The following is a 15,473-nucleotide window of genomic DNA, read 5'->3' on the forward strand; positions in this document are numbered from 1 at the left end:
TCGCCTGCTGCCTTATCGAATGAAGTGTTTCAACCTCGCCAAAAATCCTTTGAGACCATTCGCCGGGATCTCTGCTTTTGAAGAAATCTCCAAGTACTGCCCGACCAAACTCCGAATGCTCCTGGAGGATTGCGCTTGTGGATAGGCCAGTAGAAAAGGACGTTGCTGCTTCACTGCCTTGGACACGTGGGAATCATCCGCGACGTATCCTAATGAATGGATCTCCATCTCTAGAAAGCGTTTGGCAACCATCGCCAGCTTGTCCGCTGTCATCTTGCCTTCGCGATCTGAGGTTACTCGGTTGATCACCAGCCGGATCTTGACCGCGGGGTTGCGGGAGTGCAGCATTTTGATGACCGCGTAAGCATCTGTGATCGCTGGCGGCTCCGGCGTCGTCACGAGAATCACCTCGTCCGAGGAAAGCATGAAGTGTATGGATTCCTTTGACAAGCCAGCCCCCGTATCGAATATGATCGTATCGGCATAGCCTTGGAGCGGGTTCAGCCGAGCAAACAACAAGTCCAGTTTTTCGTCGTCCAGCTGCATGATCTGAGTGAACCCGGACCCGCCCGCGATAAATTCCAGTCGGCCTGGTCCTTGTTCCATGATGTCCCATACGGTCACATCGGGCTCAAGCAGATGAAAAAGATGCTTTTTCGGAGTAATCCCCATCAGCACATCCAGATTGGCAAGGCCCAAATCTACATCGAATAGAACAGCCTTGTGTCCCCTCTCGATCAATCCGAGTCCAAAGTTGAGACTGAAATTCGACTTCCCCACCCCGCCCTTTCCGCTGGTGACCGTTACGAGCTTTGTCGGACGTGCCTGATTGTTCGCTTTGATACGTTGGCGGAGTTGTTCTGCTTGGTCTCGCATGGCCTTTAGTCTCCCATTACCATGGATGATACAAGTGCGGGTGTCGCAACCACGATGTCATCCGGAACATTTTGACCCGTCGTGACGTAGGATGGGACAAGTTTCATTTCCTCTGAGACGTTTACCATCGTCCCATAGCTCTGAGTCTCGTCCGCTTTTGTAAAAATCACCTGCTTAACCGGTATATCCGAGAAGTTTTGAATAATCGCCTTCATGTCCGCATACTTGGAAGTCAGGCTGAGCACCAGGTAGTTAACGCTGTTCTGTCCGTGCTCCACGAGCTCCCGAATCCCTTGCACGTACTCATCTTTTCGGAAATTGCGGCCTGCGGTATCCACGAAGATCAAATCGCAATCACTGAGCTTTTCCATCGCCGACAGCATCTCTTTCGGTTGAAACACGACCTCCAGCGGCACGTTGAGTATGTTTGCGTACGTCTTCAATTGCTCAACTGCAGCCATCCGGTACGTATCCGCTGTAATGAATCCGATTTTCCGTTTTTCCTGCAGCATGCAGTTGGCAGCCAGCTTGGCAATAGTCGTCGTTTTCCCCACGCCGGTAGGTCCGAAGAAAAACGCATACTGAACGGAGCGATCGAGCCGCATTGGCGTCTTTGTACGGCCAGAAAGCATTTCGGAGAGGATGCTCCTGCTCTCAGCGCGGGCATCATCCAGTTGCCAGACATGTCCCGCGTTCGCTTTCTCCATCAATTTTTGCAGGATCTGGGCCGTGACTTCCTCCGTCACCCCTTGCTCTAGAAGGTGCGCCCGGATCGCTTTTACGGGTTCCGGTAGCTGCTGGCTCAAATCGTGAACAAGCAGTTTTTGAAACATCTGCCGCATGTCTCGCATCTCGTTGGCCAACGCATCCGTGCCGGCCAAAGGATGGCTCGGGATCGGATTCGAATCCGGTTTTGCCGATTGAACGGCGGCCGGATTTGGCTGGACCGCCGGTTGCTCCAGCTCTTTTTCAGCCACTGGCTCCTGCGTTCTCTGGGATATTTCCGGAGGAGCCGAGACACGTTCTTTTACAGCCACGCCTCCTTCATTCGCACGAGACTGTGCCGCGCCAGCTTTTCGGTACACTTGTCCCATTGAATAGGCTCCTGTTTGCGTGCGAGTGATAGCGTCTGTTTGTCGATCTGCTGCCGGTGCCTGAACCTTCTCATTCTCGGCGGCCTTATCGTCTACTGCAGCAATGACTTCAATCCGCATCTTGCCAAACATCCCGAACAATCCGCCTATTTTTACTGGCTTGGAGTTTAAAATGACGGCATCTTTGCCTAAATCCGCCCTGATTTTGTCCAGGGCTTCCGGCATGGAATCGACTATGTAACGTTTCACTCTCACGTGATGTTCACCATCCCTACGCTTTGCACTTCAACATGTGGCTCCAGCTCGCTGTATGACAAAACGGGAACATCCGGCATCATTCGGTCAAGCAGCTGGCGCAAATACATACGCACGGCAGGTGAAGAAAGAATGATCGGCTGTTGTCCCGAATTGATCATCTTTCCGACCTCCACCGACATCGACTGGTAGATCCGCTGGGACGTCTCCGGATCCATCGCCAGATAGCTGCCTTGCTCGGATTGCTCGACCCGTTCGGAGATCGCCTTTTCCAGCCCTGCCCCTGCTGTGAGCACCCGGAGAGGTTGGCCCGGTTCGGTATACTGCAGAGTGATCTGTCTGGCCATCGCCTGCCGCACGTACTCGGTCAGCACTTCCGGATCCTTGGTGAACAGGGCGTGATCGGCCAACGCTTCGAGGATGACATTCAAATTGCGCACCGAAACTTTCTCTCTCAGCAGCTTTTGCAGCACTTTCTGCACATCGCCGATGGAGAGCAGCCCCGGGATCAGCTCGTCTACCAAAACCGGAGCAGTCTCCCTCACATTGTCGATCAGGGCGCGGGTCTCTTGGCGGCCCAAAAGCTCGTGCGCATGGCGCTTGATGATCTCCGTCAAATGGGTGGCCACTACGGATGGCGGATCCACGACCGTATACCCTGACAGCTCGGCAATCTCCTTATTCTCTTCTGTTACCCATAATGCGGGCAATCCAAACGCGGGTTCCACCGTTTCAATCCCTACCACGCTGTCATCCTCGATCCCCGGACTCATGGCGAGATAGTGATCCAGCATAATTTCCCCTTTTGCTACTTGGTTGCCCTTGATTTTGATCATGTACTCATTGGGGCGCAATTGGATGTTATCCCGAATGCGAATGACAGGAACGACGATTCCCATTTCCAGCGCAATCTGTCGGCGTATCATGATGACGCGGTCGAGCAGGTCCCCACCCTGTTTCACATCAGCCAGTGGAATCAGTCCGTAGCCAAACTCGAACTCAATCGGATCGACCTGCAGCAGACCGACGACACTCTCGGGACTGCGCACTTCTTCGATTTGCTGTTCTTCTACTTTGTCTGCGGATTCAAGCATCTCGATCCGCTGTTTCTTGCTCAGCTTCCACCCGGCAAAGGCCATAATTCCCGCCACCGGGAAAACCGGCAAAAGACCGATCGGGGTAAAGAGTCCCAGGAGCAGCATACATCCGGAAACGATGTACAACAGCCGCGGAAAACTGAACATTTGCCGGGTGATGTCATCACCGAGCCCTTCCCCGGAAGTCGAGCGCGTCACGATAATACCAGCCGCTGTGGAAATCAGCAGGGCGGGAATTTGGCTGACGAGCGCATCCCCGACAGACATTGTGGTAAAGCGGGAAGCAGACTCCGCGAAGCCAAGACCGTGGACGAGCATCCCGATTATGAAGCCTCCGATGATGTTGACAATAAAAATAATGATTCCGGCAATGGCATCCCCTTTTACGAATTTGCTGGCACCGTCCATCGCTCCGTAAAAGTCGGCTTCACTCTCGATCTTTTTCCTTCGCGCTCTCGCTTCTGCTTCGGTGATCATTCCGGCATTCAGGTCGGCGTCGATACTCATCTGTTTCCCCGGCATCGCGTCGAGCGTAAACCGTGCCGCTACTTCCGCCACACGCTCAGACCCTTTGGTGATGACGATAAACTGGATGATGATCAAAATGAGGAAGACGACAAATCCGACGACCTGGTTTCCACCAACGACAAAATCCCCGAAGGTTTCGATTACTTTTCCGCCTTCCCCATGAGACAAAATGTTTCTCGTGGTGGATACATTCAAAGCCAGACGAAAAAGCGTAGTGATGAGCAGAACCGTGGGGAATATGGAAAACTCCAACGTTTCCTTTGTGTACATGGACACAAGCAAAATCGTCAACGCAAGGGAGATGTTGAGGATCAGAAGCAGATCGAGCAATCCGGAAGGGAGTGGGATCACCATCATGACCACAATGCTTATGACGAATAGGATCGTGCCTAGCTCCTTGAATTTGAATCCCACTGTTTATCCTCCTTTCTCTTATTTCACTTTCCCCTGCAGCTTGTATACGTACGCGAGAACTTCCGCTACGGCTTTAAACAACTCTTCGGGAATTTGCTGTCCGATTTCTACTTGACTATAAAGAGCCCTGGCCAAGGGCTTGTTTTCCATCGTTACGATACGGTGCTTTTTGGCCACCTCTCTGATTTTCAGAGCGAGGTAATCTTGCCCTTTGGCCACCACCGTCGGGGCACTCATCGCGTTGGCGTCATAGCGTATGGCAACAGCAAAGTGAGTCGGGTTGGTGATGATCACATCTGCTTTTGGCAGCTCCTGCATCATTCGCCGGATCGCCATACTGCGTTGACGCTCGCGAATCTTTCCTTTAATCAGCGGATCCCCTTCCGCCAGTTTGTGTTCATCTTTCAAGTCCTGCTTGGACATCCGCAAATTCTTCTCGTGTTCATAACGCTGGTAGGCGTAATCCAAAACCGCGAGAACAAACAGCAGTAAGCCCAGGTACAGCCCCAGCTTGGAGACTTCCCCCGCCGTAAATGACAGGACCGTTCCCAAAGATTTGAGGGACAGCTGTACCACCTGTTCTTTCGTGTTCCACAAAATCGTATAGGCGACAAAAATACCGGCACTGATTTTCAACAGCGACTTCAGCAGTTCCACTAGGGAACGCATGGAAAATATTCGTTTTGCCCCTTGAATCGGGTTTAATTTTTCTAGCTTGAAATGCAGCGTCTCGGTGGATACGACCCACCCGACCTGCATGATGTTGACGGCAAAGGCTACGAGCATGGAAAGACCGAGTACCGGCCCCACGATTTTGAATGCTTCAAAGGCCAACTGCTTAATCATGACGGCAAGGTTTTCCTCATTGACTTGCCATCCCGTATACGTGATCAGCGACTCTCTCATGATGTTTTGAAATGTAGCGAGCATATTCGAGCCGAGCATGGTCAGCAAAAAAAAGAACGAAGTGAGGGCAATCGCCGGGGACAAATCCTGGCTCTTGGCCACCTGCCCCTTCTTGCGAGCGTCATCCCTTTTCTTGGGCGTCGCTTTTTCGGTCTTCTCTCCGTTAAAATACTGGAGGTCTATCGGAAAATGAAATCTGATTCTCTTCATGGTGATCCTCCGAGCGATTTCATCATTTCTGCGAGTGCCCGGAACATGTTTTCGAACAACCCGCTCAACGTCAGCAGGAAAGCAGGCATCACCACTATCAAAAGCAGAAAACTCGCAAGCAATTTGATCGGCAGCCCAACGACGAAAATATTGAACTGCGGGACTGACTTGGCGATAATGCCGAGAGAGAGGTCCACCAGGAACAGAGACACCACGATAGGTGCAGCCATCATAAACGCGCTGAGGAACATGTTTTGAAAGACTTTGACGGCGGTCATCATCACCTGCTCGCTACCGAAGGCCGCCCAAACCGCATCGACCGGAATGGCCTGGTAGCTCTTGAGGATCCCCCGGATCAGCATGTGATGCCCGTTGATGCTGAAAAAGTAAAGAGTAGCCAGGATGTTCTTGAAGTTACCGGTAACCGGGATGTATGCGCCCGTCTTCGGATCGATGACGTTGGCCATCGCCAGCCCCATCTGCATGTCCATGAGTCCGCCAGCCACCTGAACAGCAACAAACATCAATTCGCAAATGTATCCGAGAATGACTCCTACCAATGCTTCTTTGCAAACGTGAAGGATAAAGGTCAAATCCATGGCAATCTGCATGTTCACAGGAACGTACTGAAAGCTGATCAGCGCCATGATGAAAGCCAGCGTGATCTTGAACCGGTTCGGAACCCCCTTGATCGAGAAAAACGGGGCGGCTACAAAAAAAGCGCTCATTCGGACAAAGACAAGCAAAAAGATGGGCAGATACGCGAAAAAGAGATTCATAGGCTATCCTACAAAACGATGGAGGTTTCCGAAGATTCCCATCGTGAAATCGAGCATCACACGTAGCATCCACGGCCCGACGGCCAGCAGGGTGATGAATACGGCCAATATTTTCGGGATGAATGCAAGAGTCTGCTCCTGAATTTGTGTGGTAGCCTGAAAGACGCTGACGATCAATCCGACCAGCAAGGCAATCCCCAAGGCGGGTGCCACAAGCAGCAGGATGGTGTAGACAGAGCTTTGCGCGATCTGCATCAATAATTCTTGTGTCATGCTCTACCTCCTCGGACCCTTCGGAATTTCCTCAAAAGCTGGCCAGCAGCGATTTCACGACCAAGTACCAGCCGTCCACCATGATGAACAGCAAAATTTTAAACGGCAAGGAGATCATGACCGGCGGAAGCATCATCATCCCCATCCCCATTAAAATACTGGAGATGACCATATCGATCACGAGAAACGGGATAAAAATCATAAAGCCGATTTGAAATGCCGTTTTCAATTCGCTGATGGCGTATGCGGGAACCAGCGCACTGAGCGGAATGTCCTGAATGGTCTTGGGCCGCTTCTCTTTGGTGTACTCCAAAAACAGCGCCAAATCTTTTTCCCGGGTCTGCTTCGCCATGAATTCCTTGAACGGAATGACAGCCGCGTCAAACGCCTGCTGCTGGGTCAATTTCCCTTGCATGAACGGCTGCACTGCCGTTTCGTTTACCTTCCCGAGTGTCGGTGCCATGATGAAGAGCGTCATGAACAGAGCGAGCGACACCAGAACTTGGTTGGGCGGCATCTGCTGCGTCGCAAGCGCATTGCGCACGAAAGAGAGTACGATGACAATCCGGGTGAAGCTCGTCATGAGCAGCAAGATCGCCGGAGCCACGGATAATACCGTCAGGATCAGCAAGATCTGGATCGCCGAGGATGTTTCCTGAGGCGTTCCAGTACCACCGCCAATTTTCAAATCTATGCTCGGAACAAGCGGTGTTCCCGCCGGTGCTGCCCATACGACATTCGGCAAGGCCAGCAGCACTGCGGCAATCACGAGCACCTGCAAAAAACGTTTCATTTTAGGTCCCCTCTGTCCTGGGCTTCCTCTTTGGTCCATACGTCCGTTTGAATCGGCCGTTTTTTCACATCATTCCATTGCCCCCTCAAGAGCTCTTGAAACGACTGCCCTTCCGCATCGGAAGAATACAGGATTTCTTCTTCCATCTGTTTCTTTCTACCGAAAGGCAGCCAGCTCAAGGAAAACTGCGGGGACAGCGGCTTGATCTCGGCATCAGCCAAGATGAGGTCCACTTCTTCGCCCGGCTCGATCATGCGGAGCAATTGTACATTTTCGCCAACTCCTACGATGTACAAGGTCTCCCCGATCATGACCACCTGCATCGTCTTTCCGTTCCCGAGCGCTGCGGCGGAGATGATTTTGATCGGGCCTCGGCTTTGACCGATTTGCCTCTTCCCCAGAAAGCGAAGGAGCAGGTAGATGAGCACAGCGATAAACCCTAGCGAGAAGACAACTTGAATCAAGTAGCCCCACATGCTGTCAGAACCGCTGCCCGGAATGGCCGCCGGCTGTTCGCCGCCGGCGGGCGCATTGCTCGTGGGTGTATTCCCCTGTTTGTAGGCATCCGCCACTGTTCCTTCGGCTGCCGCCAAACCGGGAAGGGAAGCGAGAAGCAGCATGATGAGACATCCAACCCAGATGAATCGCATCCCTGCTTTCCGGATCTTCATCATTAGCTCAAAGTCTTCTTGATCGCTTCCAAGACGCGATCAGCCTGGAACGGCTTCACGATGAAGTCTTTTGCGCCCGCCTGAATCGCGTCGATAACCATTGCTTGCTGTCCCATTGCGGAGCACATGATGACGCGTGCGTTCGGATCCAGCTTTTTGATTTCTTTCAAAGCAGCGATCCCGTCCATCTCCGGCATGGTGATGTCCATCGTCACGAGATCAGGACCGAGCTCTTTGTATTTCTCGATGGCCTGTGCCCCATCGCTCGCTTCTCCTACGACGGTGTACCCGTTTTTGGACAAGATTTCCTTGATCATCATCCTCATGAACGCTGCGTCATCCACGATTAATACTTTGTTTGACATGATTAGCTCCTCCCAATGCTTCACTGTTGATTTGGTTATTGTAATTTTTGAACACGATCGAACTGACTGATGATATCTGTGACACGGACACCGAAGTTTTCGTCGATGACGACCACCTCTCCCTTGGCAATCAGCTTGTTGTTCACCAAGATGTCGACATGCTCACCTGCCAGCTTGTCCAACTGTATAATTGATCCAGCGGACAAGTCAAGAATTTCCCTGATCAATTTCTTGGTGCGTCCGAGTTCGACTGTCACTTGCAGAGGAATGTCGAGAAGCAGGTTCAAGTTTTGCTCTTCCCCGGCCGCCATGGGCGCACCTCCAAGTGGTGCGAATTGTGCCGGTCTCACATTCGCTGGTTGTGCTGCCGGACCTCCAAAGTGCTGAGGAGTCGGCGACACGGGAGCTTGTGGATAGCCTTGCGGATACGGCGCATAGCCGGGCGGCATTGCATGCTGAGCGTATGGATCCGGATACGCGGGCGGCTGTCCCGGGTACCCCATCGGCTGCCCGTAGCCAGGAGGTGCATAGCCCATTGGCGGCTGCCCGTAAGCAGGCTGTGGCGGATACCCCATCGGGGGCTGCTCGTACGCTGGCGCCTGTGCTTGTGGTGCTTGTGGTGCCTGTGGCTCGTATGCCGGCTCAGGCGGAGTTGGAGCAGCTGCAGCAGGTGCGGCAGAGTGTCCGATAGCAGGGATGCTCGGCATCTCGAGGACTTCGGCAGCAGCAGCCTCATCATCGGTACCTCCGACAAGTCGATCGATCATCTTTTTCGCAAAGGACAGCGGCAAGAGCTGCATGATGTTGGAATCGATCAACTCTCCTTGCTCGCCGACCTTCAAGCGAAATGACACTTTTACCAGCGGACTGTCGTCATCCGAAAAGCTGTCTCCGCCCTTTCCTTGCGCCAAGTCCATCACATCAATGCCTGGAGGAGTGATGTTGATGAACTGGTTGAAGATGGTCGACATGGATGTTGCTGCAGAGCCCATCATCTGGTTCATCGCTTCCTGTACGGCGCTGATATGAAGCTCGGAAAGCTCAGTGTTATCCGGGCGTCCATCGCCTCCCATCATCAAGTCGGCGATGACGGCTGCGTCTTCCATTCGGATGACCAAAAGATTGATCCCTTTGAATCCGTCGGTGTACTCCACGTGTACCGCTACATGGGGAATGGGAAACTCGTTCTCCAGCTCGTTTACACTTATGACGGAAACGGTCGGTGTGGTGATGTCTACCTTTTGGCTCAAGAGCGTAGACAGTGCAGTCGCTGCACTTCCGAACGAAATGTTACCGATTTCGCCGAGCGCGTCCTGCTCAAACGGGGAAAGATACTCGGCTACATCCTTGATTTCCGCCGAATCCGCTTCCTCTTCGTCTTCCACCAAGTTGTTCGCGCGGAGCAGCGCGTCAATTTCGTCTTGAGAAAGCATATCTCTACTCATTGTGTTCCTCCCCCTCCTCTATGACTTCATCAATCTGTACGGCCACTCGCCCTTTCATCGTTCCCGGCTGTCCGAGGAACTTCAGGTGATTGCCGATCTTGATTTTGAGTTTGCTGTCCAAAGATTGATCCAGCTGGATCACATCGCCTGTTTGAAGCTGGAGGAAGTCTCTAACCGAGATTGTCGCTGTTCCCATCTCCGCGATAATCGGCAGCTTCGCTGTCTTTACCCGTTCCTCCACACGCAGACGCTCTTCTTCATCACGCGTCTTCTTCTGTTTGGAGAACCAGTATTGTCCGGACAGCTTTGTCATGATCGGCTCGAGCACCACATGGGGCAGACACAAGTTAATCATGCCGGTCGTGTCCCCTATTTTGGTGCTGAATGAAATGACGACGACGATTTCATTGGGCGAGACGATTTGCATGAATTGCGGGTTCATCTCCAGCCCTTCCTGATAAGGATCAAGCTCGATGATTTGCTTCCATGCCTCGTGGAACGTGTCCAGTGCTTTTCCGAACACACGTTCCATCACCGTTGTTTCAATTTCCGTCAGGGCTCCCATTTTTTCCGGAATCGCCCCCTGCCCTCCGAGAAGACGATCGAGCATGGTGTAGGCGATGTTGGGGTTCACTTCCAGCACCATGCGACCTTCCAGCGGCGGGGCTTCAAAGATATTGAGAATGGTCATCTTGGGTATGGAACGAATAAACTCGTCATACGGCAATTGGTCGACGGAGGCAACCGTAATTTGCACGAAGGTACGGAGCTGAGCGGAAAAATACGTCGTCAACAGCCTCGCGTAGTTTTCATGGATACGCGTCAGACCACGAATTTGGTCTTTCGAAAAACGCAGAGCTCGTTTAAAGTCATACACTTTTACTTTGCGCTCAGTCTCTTCTTTTTTCAGCTCATTGGCGTCCATCTCCCCTGAGGAGAGAGCAGCCAACAACGCATCAATCTCACTTTGTGAGAGAACCTCGGCCATATGTCGTCACCTCCTTGCTATGTATACCTTCATCGCTTCCTAGGACAAGACGCGCTTCGTCGTCACCACTTGCACGATTTTGCCATCTTGCATCAGGGAGCTGACCTCATTCATGATTTTAGCTTCCAGCTTGTTTACGCCTTCCGTGCCTTTGATGTCTTCCGGCGTCAACCCTGCCAATGTTTTGATGATCACCTGGTTTACCTGCGGCAAGCGTTGCTCCAGCTCCGCTTTTGACTTCGAGCTATCCGCTGTGATGGTAAAGCGTACGATCATGTAGTTGTTTGTCAGCAAATTGGTGGTAATTTCCCCGGTATCTACCGAGTACTCCTGCATTTCCTTTGCAGAAAGTGGTTCCAGTTGCTCTTCTGCGCCGCTTGCCGACTGTGCGGCCGGGGATAGATACGTTTGCCAAAGCACGAACGAAATAACTCCCAGAAGCGAAATCGCGATGATAATAATGAGAGCCATGTTAAACAAACGATTTTGAAACATCGCAAAGCCTCCCGCTATTCATTTGCGTCGTCCGGCAATTTTGGTGCGGTGCGTGCCGGATGAACATTTTGATAAAAGGCTTGGACACGTTCAGCGATCGATTCCGCTGAATCCTGGACGATGTATTTCCTGTCGTTGAACAGGGTAATCACCGTATCGGGAGTAGCCTCTACCGTCTCGATATGCGTGATGTTCAGATAAAACGTGGCGCCGTTAAATCGCGTCAATTTGATCATCGGCTGCTCCTTTCGGGCGAGAGGGCGGGGAAGGACTGTCTCCTTCCCCTAGCTCACCCTTTTAGCCATTTAGCGTTTCAGGTTGACCAATTCTTCCAACACCGTGTCGGAGGTGGTGATGATGCGGGAGTTGGCCTGGAAGCCGCGCTGCGCCACGATCATTTCCGTGAACTCCTCGGACAGGTCTACGTTGGACATTTCCAGCTGACCTGCAATGATGTTCGCCTTGATGTTGGCATCCGTCGGTTCGAGTGGCGTATATGGATCTCCACCGTTTACGTCGCCCGCATTGAGCGTGTATTCATACAGGGAGTTGCCCACTTTTTTCAAGCCGCCAGGGTTGTTGAAGCTCATCATCCCGAGCGTCGCGATTTCTTCCTGCGTGCCGTCAGGTGTGACACCGATGACCTTTCCGTCCTGTCCGATCGAATAAGACGTGTACGCATCGCGGCTGATGGTAATCGCTCCGCCGCCGGCAGCCTGTACGACCATTCCTTGCGGGTTGACGAGCGTCCCGTTGCTATCACGGGTAAAGTTGCCCGCACGCGTGAAGTAGGTCAGACCGTCGTCACCGTCTTTTACGACGAAGAATCCGTCGCCCTCGATGGACAAGTCCGTGGGCAGATTCGTCGTCATCGGGCTGCCTGCGTTAAACACGGTATCGATGGAACCGATTTTCGAACCCAGTCCGATCTGCGTCGGGTTCGTACCACCTTTACCGCCATCTGACGGTGCACTTGCGCCCTGGATGTTTTGGCTCAAAATATCCTGAAACATGACACGGCCCTTTTTAAAGCCAACGGTATTCACGTTTGCGATGTTGTTTCCGATGACGTCCAGTTTCGTCTGAAAACCGCGCAAACCGGAAATACCCGAGTACATGGAACGAAGCATATTCTATTTCCTCCTCTGCTTGATCGTAAGTTGCGATTACCTCCGTCGATCGGTAATCGCGGGGCTTCCTCGCGCGAGGTCCAGCCCGCCGCTTCACTATACGAAGATCGCACTGTCGATGTTGGTAAACACATTGTCTTTCATGCTTCCGTCATCTACTGCAGTAATGATCTTGCGATTTACGATACTGACGACGTAGGCCACATTGTCCATCAAAATGAGGGATTCTCTGGCCCCTTTCGTAGCCGCCTTCTTCACGGCTGACTCCAGACGGTCCATTTGCGCGGCATCAAGTGTGATTCCCCGTTCCTTCAGCCGGTTCGCTGCGTGCTGGCTGAAGCTGAGTGGCTGCGCTTTGCTAGTTGTGCCAAGCGATTCCGTCAGATATTGCTGGAACGGTATGCCGCTAGCTCTGGCGGTCTGGGCAGTCGGATTCGTTCTCGGAGGGAAGTAGGTTTGCGACACACGAATGGGATTCATCGCGGCTCCTCCTTTTTTCCGTCCCTAGACGATATCGCCTATGCCCTGTGCGGTCTCCCGCAGGCGATTCCATAACGATTCTGTCGATTCCGTGTTGTCAACCAAAGCGTCCAGTGCAAATTCCTGATCTTGCTGCTGTTCCGCTTCCCGCTTGTTCTCTTGCTGTTGTCTCGCTTGATCCCGTTGTCCTTGGAAGCTAAATGCTGTTTCCTGCTGCTGGCTTACTTCCAAACGGTCAACCTGCAAGCCTTGTTGAGCCAGCGCAGCTCGGAGTTGCGGCAGCTGATTGTCTAATAAATCCTTGCCAGCCTGCGTCTCTGCGGAGAAGTGGGCCGTAATGACTCCGTTATGCGACTTGATGGTCACATCAACTTGGCCCAACGACTGCGGATTCAGGATCAGCTTTGCTTCGTGAACGCCCTCTACCTGCGACAGCTTCATCTGCTTCACGAAAATTTGGGTGACCTGCTGCGTTACCTGGCTCGCATGTACCTGATGAGCCGGGACGGAGGGTTGCGGGAGGGTCTGGTTGGTTTGCTGCGGGGTCGGTGTTGCGACCGTCCCTTGCGCATTGGCAAACGGCTGACTGCTCTCCTCGTTTCCATTCTGATTGGACAAGCCTGAGCCTTGCAATGAAGGCTGTACGGTTTGAGATGGAATGCCGGCTTCGGCCTTGTACGCCGACAAGCCTTGGTGGAAACGCAGTGGCTGGACACTTTTTTCGAGCTCCGGTTGAACTTGCGGTCCCCCGGTCACTTCCGAACGGGCAAGCAACGGGCTCTTCTTCCCAGTCTCCTGGGATCCTTTTTGGTTTTTCAGGGCCTCGAGCAGTTCCGCGAGCTTTTCCATTTCGGCGGAAGCGGGTTCCCCCTCGCTCAGCTTGGTCATCAGTTGCTTCCAGTCTTCCTGAATCCCAGGAAATTGGCTTTGTGCTTTTTGAAGCAGCTGATCGACCGCCCCTGCCTTGTCCTCCAACGCAGCTCCCAGTTCTTGCGGCAGCTGCTCTCCGGACGAAAGCATCTGTGCGAGCAAGGCCATCAGCTCCTGCAGGGCATCCATATCGTCTTCGCTAAGCCCTTCCGGAGCAAGCGTTGCATCGGGATCCGGCAAGGATTGCAAGGCCTGAATCATCTGCATCGAGAACAGATCTCCAAGTCCTGCGCCTCCTGTCGCCGTACCGGCAGTCGCAGTCGCGCCACTTCCCACACCGACCGAAGTCGTCACACTTGCTACATTCATCTCGTTCACCTCCCTAATTGGTTTCGTTGCTATGTAAACGACAAGAGATCAGTTTCCCAATCTGTTATCGAAGCAACTCCTCGGTAATGCGGGCCGCCAGGTTGTCGTCTTTCTTCTTGTCGTCCTGGGCGATCGCGGCGAGAGTCTGCGCCCGTTTATCATCGGGCATGTCCGACAGAATCGAGAGTGCTCTCGACTTGTTTGTCTGCATCAGGGAACGAATGACGGCGGCCGAGTCTGCTGCAGGCATTTGTGCAAATGAATTGACCAATGATTCCTTTGTATTGCTGCTTCCCGCAGCATCGTTGCGCGTCGCGCTCAGCGCCTTCGTCAATACTTGCACACGTTCTTGCAGCGCAGCGATGTCATCGTCCTTGTTTACGACCGAATCTTTCAGCATGATCGAAATATCTGCCGCTTTCTTCGGATCCATTTTCGCCAAAATATCGGCTCTCTGGTTTGGCTTCATCTTGGTCATGACGGTGACGGCTTCGTCCAGACTGAGGTTTTCGATGATTGCCGCAGCACTCTTGGGAGCCATCGTGGTGTACACCTTGGCCAAATCCGCAAATTGCTGCTGACGTTCCTCTTCCGAAGCGCGCTTGTCCTCCATCATCTTTTTGAGGTCTTCCACTTGTTTTTCCAGCGCCTGGATGGTCGCTTCCTTCTTCGCCGTTTCTTCTTTTAATGAAGAAATGGCTTGCTCACTTTTCGCGCGATCATTTTGCAGGGTGGACAACTGTTTGGTTACCTCTTCTTTTGGATCAGTGCCAGGAGCCGCCGCATATTCGTCCGGGACTAGCTTTTCCACGTACGGTATGGATTTGGCCCAATGCAGAACATTCCCCAGCACATTGACCCCTAGCAGGCTGAGGAGCACACCGCCTAGGAGGCAGGCAAACAGTGCAGGAATCACGATCATGTAAAAAAACCATTCCCACCTGCCGTACTCCCGTTCTTCTTGGATTTCTTCCATCTGGTACCTCCCTCAGTTGCTTCGCCGAAGATAGAGCTGCGTGCCAATCTCGTCCAACTCTTTTTGTTCCTTGATCTTTTCCGTCTCAAGGTACTGTGCGAGCGAGCGCTCCCGCAGGCGCTGCCATAACTGAGACTCCTTCATTCTTTCCGTCAACCTGGACTGGCAGCGCTCCACATCCTGTTCGCACCCGCGCAGCGTCCTCTTTTGACTGGCAATCGAACGTTCTACCGACAGCTTGTACTGATTGATCGAGAGAAGCTGTGCCGCGCTGCATGTTTGAGCCTGTGCTTCCTGAAGAAGCAGCGACATTTCGTCGCGCTGTTCATGCAAACGGTGCAGCTTCCATTCCTCTTCGTTTTTCCGCTGAACCGACTTGCCGAATGCCCACTCCGCCTGTTCCTTCTCCTTCTCTTTCAAATCCAGAACTTTTTGGAGATGAAACTGGAACACTTTCAC

The 15,473-nt window shown here is 52.7% G+C and carries 18 protein-coding genes; all 18 read right to left on the minus strand.

All coding sequences use genetic code 11. The annotated features are described in order from the left end of the window. Positions 1–12: 12 nt before the first annotated feature. Positions 13–876 (minus strand): MinD/ParA family protein, encoded by an 864-nt coding sequence (locus tag RGB73_RS17510; protein ID WP_310764004.1) that lies wholly within the window; start codon positions 874–876, stop codon positions 13–15. A 5-nt stretch (positions 877–881) separates the two neighbouring features. Next, positions 882–2,225 (minus strand): flagellar biosynthesis GTPase FlhF, encoded by a 1,344-nt coding sequence (flhF, locus tag RGB73_RS17515; RefSeq protein ID WP_310764005.1) that lies wholly within the window; start codon positions 2,223–2,225, stop codon positions 882–884. After that, on the minus strand, positions 2,222–4,264 hold the full coding sequence (gene flhA, locus RGB73_RS17520) for a flagellar biosynthesis protein FlhA (protein WP_310764006.1): 2,043 nt from the start codon (positions 4,262–4,264) through the stop codon (positions 2,222–2,224). Before flhA ends, flhF begins: the two co-directional genes overlap by 4 nt. A gap of 18 nt (positions 4,265–4,282) precedes the next feature. After that, entirely contained in the window at positions 4,283–5,380 is a 1,098-nt protein-coding gene (gene flhB / locus RGB73_RS17525; RefSeq protein WP_310764007.1) for a flagellar biosynthesis protein FlhB, read from the minus strand. Further along, positions 5,377–6,159 carry a flagellar biosynthetic protein FliR gene (gene fliR / locus RGB73_RS17530; RefSeq protein ID WP_310764008.1) on the minus strand — a complete coding sequence of 261 codons (783 nt, stop codon included), beginning with the start codon at positions 6,157–6,159 and terminating at the stop codon, positions 5,377–5,379. The genes flhB and fliR overlap by 4 nt, the downstream gene beginning before the upstream one ends. A 3-nt stretch (positions 6,160–6,162) precedes the next feature. Then, positions 6,163–6,432, minus strand: coding sequence for a flagellar biosynthesis protein FliQ (gene fliQ / locus RGB73_RS17535; protein WP_310764009.1), 270 nt, complete (start codon positions 6,430–6,432; stop codon positions 6,163–6,165). A gap of 31 nt (positions 6,433–6,463) precedes the next feature. Continuing rightward, on the minus strand, positions 6,464–7,225 hold the full coding sequence (gene fliP, locus RGB73_RS17540) for a flagellar type III secretion system pore protein FliP (protein ID WP_310764010.1): 762 nt from the start codon (positions 7,223–7,225) through the stop codon (positions 6,464–6,466). Continuing rightward, entirely contained in the window at positions 7,222–7,899 is a 678-nt protein-coding gene (locus RGB73_RS17545) for a flagellar biosynthetic protein FliO (RefSeq protein WP_310764011.1), read from the minus strand. The genes fliP and RGB73_RS17545 overlap by 4 nt, the downstream gene beginning before the upstream one ends. Further along, positions 7,899–8,261 carry a response regulator gene (locus RGB73_RS17550; RefSeq protein ID WP_310764012.1) on the minus strand — a complete coding sequence of 121 codons (363 nt, stop codon included), beginning with the start codon at positions 8,259–8,261 and terminating at the stop codon, positions 7,899–7,901. The genes RGB73_RS17545 and RGB73_RS17550 overlap by 1 nt, the downstream gene beginning before the upstream one ends. Before the next feature lie 35 nt (positions 8,262–8,296). Beyond that, complete coding sequence (fliY, locus tag RGB73_RS17555) at positions 8,297–9,706, minus strand: flagellar motor switch phosphatase FliY (RefSeq protein WP_310764013.1); 1,410 nt, start codon at positions 9,704–9,706, stop codon at positions 8,297–8,299. Then, on the minus strand, positions 9,699–10,694 hold the full coding sequence (gene fliM / locus RGB73_RS17560) for a flagellar motor switch protein FliM (RefSeq protein ID WP_310764014.1): 996 nt from the start codon (positions 10,692–10,694) through the stop codon (positions 9,699–9,701). The genes fliY and fliM overlap by 8 nt, the downstream gene beginning before the upstream one ends. Before the next feature lie 39 nt (positions 10,695–10,733). Next, on the minus strand, positions 10,734–11,189 hold the full coding sequence (locus RGB73_RS17565; protein WP_310764015.1) for a flagellar basal body-associated FliL family protein: 456 nt from the start codon (positions 11,187–11,189) through the stop codon (positions 10,734–10,736). 14 nt (positions 11,190–11,203) lie between these two features. Beyond that, positions 11,204–11,425, minus strand: a complete 222-nt coding sequence (locus RGB73_RS17570) for a flagellar FlbD family protein (protein WP_310764016.1) — start codon at positions 11,423–11,425, stop codon at positions 11,204–11,206. Between the two features lie 69 nt (positions 11,426–11,494). Continuing rightward, positions 11,495–12,319, minus strand: coding sequence for a flagellar basal body rod protein FlgG (flgG, locus tag RGB73_RS17575; protein ID WP_310764017.1), 825 nt, complete (start codon positions 12,317–12,319; stop codon positions 11,495–11,497). Positions 12,320–12,415: 96 nt separating this feature from the next. Then, positions 12,416–12,799 (minus strand): TIGR02530 family flagellar biosynthesis protein, encoded by a 384-nt coding sequence (locus tag RGB73_RS17580; RefSeq protein WP_310764018.1) that lies wholly within the window; start codon positions 12,797–12,799, stop codon positions 12,416–12,418. A gap of 24 nt (positions 12,800–12,823) precedes the next feature. Then, positions 12,824–14,038 carry a flagellar hook-length control protein FliK gene (locus RGB73_RS17585; RefSeq protein ID WP_310764019.1) on the minus strand — a complete coding sequence of 405 codons (1,215 nt, stop codon included), beginning with the start codon at positions 14,036–14,038 and terminating at the stop codon, positions 12,824–12,826. 64 nt (positions 14,039–14,102) lie between these two features. Continuing rightward, positions 14,103–15,014 (minus strand): MotE family protein, encoded by a 912-nt coding sequence (locus tag RGB73_RS17590; RefSeq protein ID WP_310764020.1) that lies wholly within the window; start codon positions 15,012–15,014, stop codon positions 14,103–14,105. A 12-nt stretch (positions 15,015–15,026) separates the two neighbouring features. Beyond that, positions 15,027–15,473 (minus strand): flagellar export protein FliJ, encoded by a 447-nt coding sequence (gene fliJ, locus RGB73_RS17595; RefSeq protein ID WP_310764021.1) that lies wholly within the window; start codon positions 15,471–15,473, stop codon positions 15,027–15,029.

The organism is Brevibacillus brevis (assembly GCF_031583145.1).
Taxonomy (GTDB): Bacteria; Bacillota; Bacilli; order Brevibacillales; family Brevibacillaceae; genus Brevibacillus; species Brevibacillus brevis_E.

Excerpts from the sequence above, each read along its gene's own strand:
- RGB73_RS17510 (WP_310764004.1), bottom strand. The coding sequence starts at position 876 with ATGCGAGACCAAGCAGAACAACTCCGCCAACGTATCAAAGCGAACAAT.
- flhB (WP_310764007.1), bottom strand. The coding sequence starts at position 5,380 with ATGAAGAGAATCAGATTTCATTTTCCGATAGACCTCCAGTATTTTAAC.
- fliR (WP_310764008.1), bottom strand. The coding sequence starts at position 6,159 with ATGAATCTCTTTTTCGCGTATCTGCCCATCTTTTTGCTTGTCTTTGTC.
- fliQ (WP_310764009.1), bottom strand. The coding sequence starts at position 6,432 with ATGACACAAGAATTATTGATGCAGATCGCGCAAAGCTCTGTCTACACC.
- fliP (WP_310764010.1), bottom strand. The coding sequence starts at position 7,225 with ATGAAACGTTTTTTGCAGGTGCTCGTGATTGCCGCAGTGCTGCTGGCC.
- RGB73_RS17545 (WP_310764011.1), bottom strand. The coding sequence starts at position 7,899 with ATGATGAAGATCCGGAAAGCAGGGATGCGATTCATCTGGGTTGGATGT.
- RGB73_RS17550 (WP_310764012.1), bottom strand. The coding sequence starts at position 8,261 with ATGTCAAACAAAGTATTAATCGTGGATGACGCAGCGTTCATGAGGATG.
- fliY (WP_310764013.1), bottom strand. The coding sequence starts at position 9,706 with ATGAGTAGAGATATGCTTTCTCAAGACGAAATTGACGCGCTGCTCCGC.
- fliM (WP_310764014.1), bottom strand. The coding sequence starts at position 10,694 with ATGGCCGAGGTTCTCTCACAAAGTGAGATTGATGCGTTGTTGGCTGCT.
- RGB73_RS17565 (WP_310764015.1), bottom strand. The coding sequence starts at position 11,189 with ATGTTTCAAAATCGTTTGTTTAACATGGCTCTCATTATTATCATCGCG.
- RGB73_RS17570 (WP_310764016.1), bottom strand. The coding sequence starts at position 11,425 with ATGATCAAATTGACGCGATTTAACGGCGCCACGTTTTATCTGAACATC.
- flgG (WP_310764017.1), bottom strand. The coding sequence starts at position 12,319 with ATGCTTCGTTCCATGTACTCGGGTATTTCCGGTTTGCGCGGTTTTCAG.
- RGB73_RS17580 (WP_310764018.1), bottom strand. The coding sequence starts at position 12,799 with ATGAATCCCATTCGTGTGTCGCAAACCTACTTCCCTCCGAGAACGAAT.
- RGB73_RS17585 (WP_310764019.1), bottom strand. The coding sequence starts at position 14,038 with ATGAATGTAGCAAGTGTGACGACTTCGGTCGGTGTGGGAAGTGGCGCG.
- RGB73_RS17590 (WP_310764020.1), bottom strand. The coding sequence starts at position 15,014 with ATGGAAGAAATCCAAGAAGAACGGGAGTACGGCAGGTGGGAATGGTTT.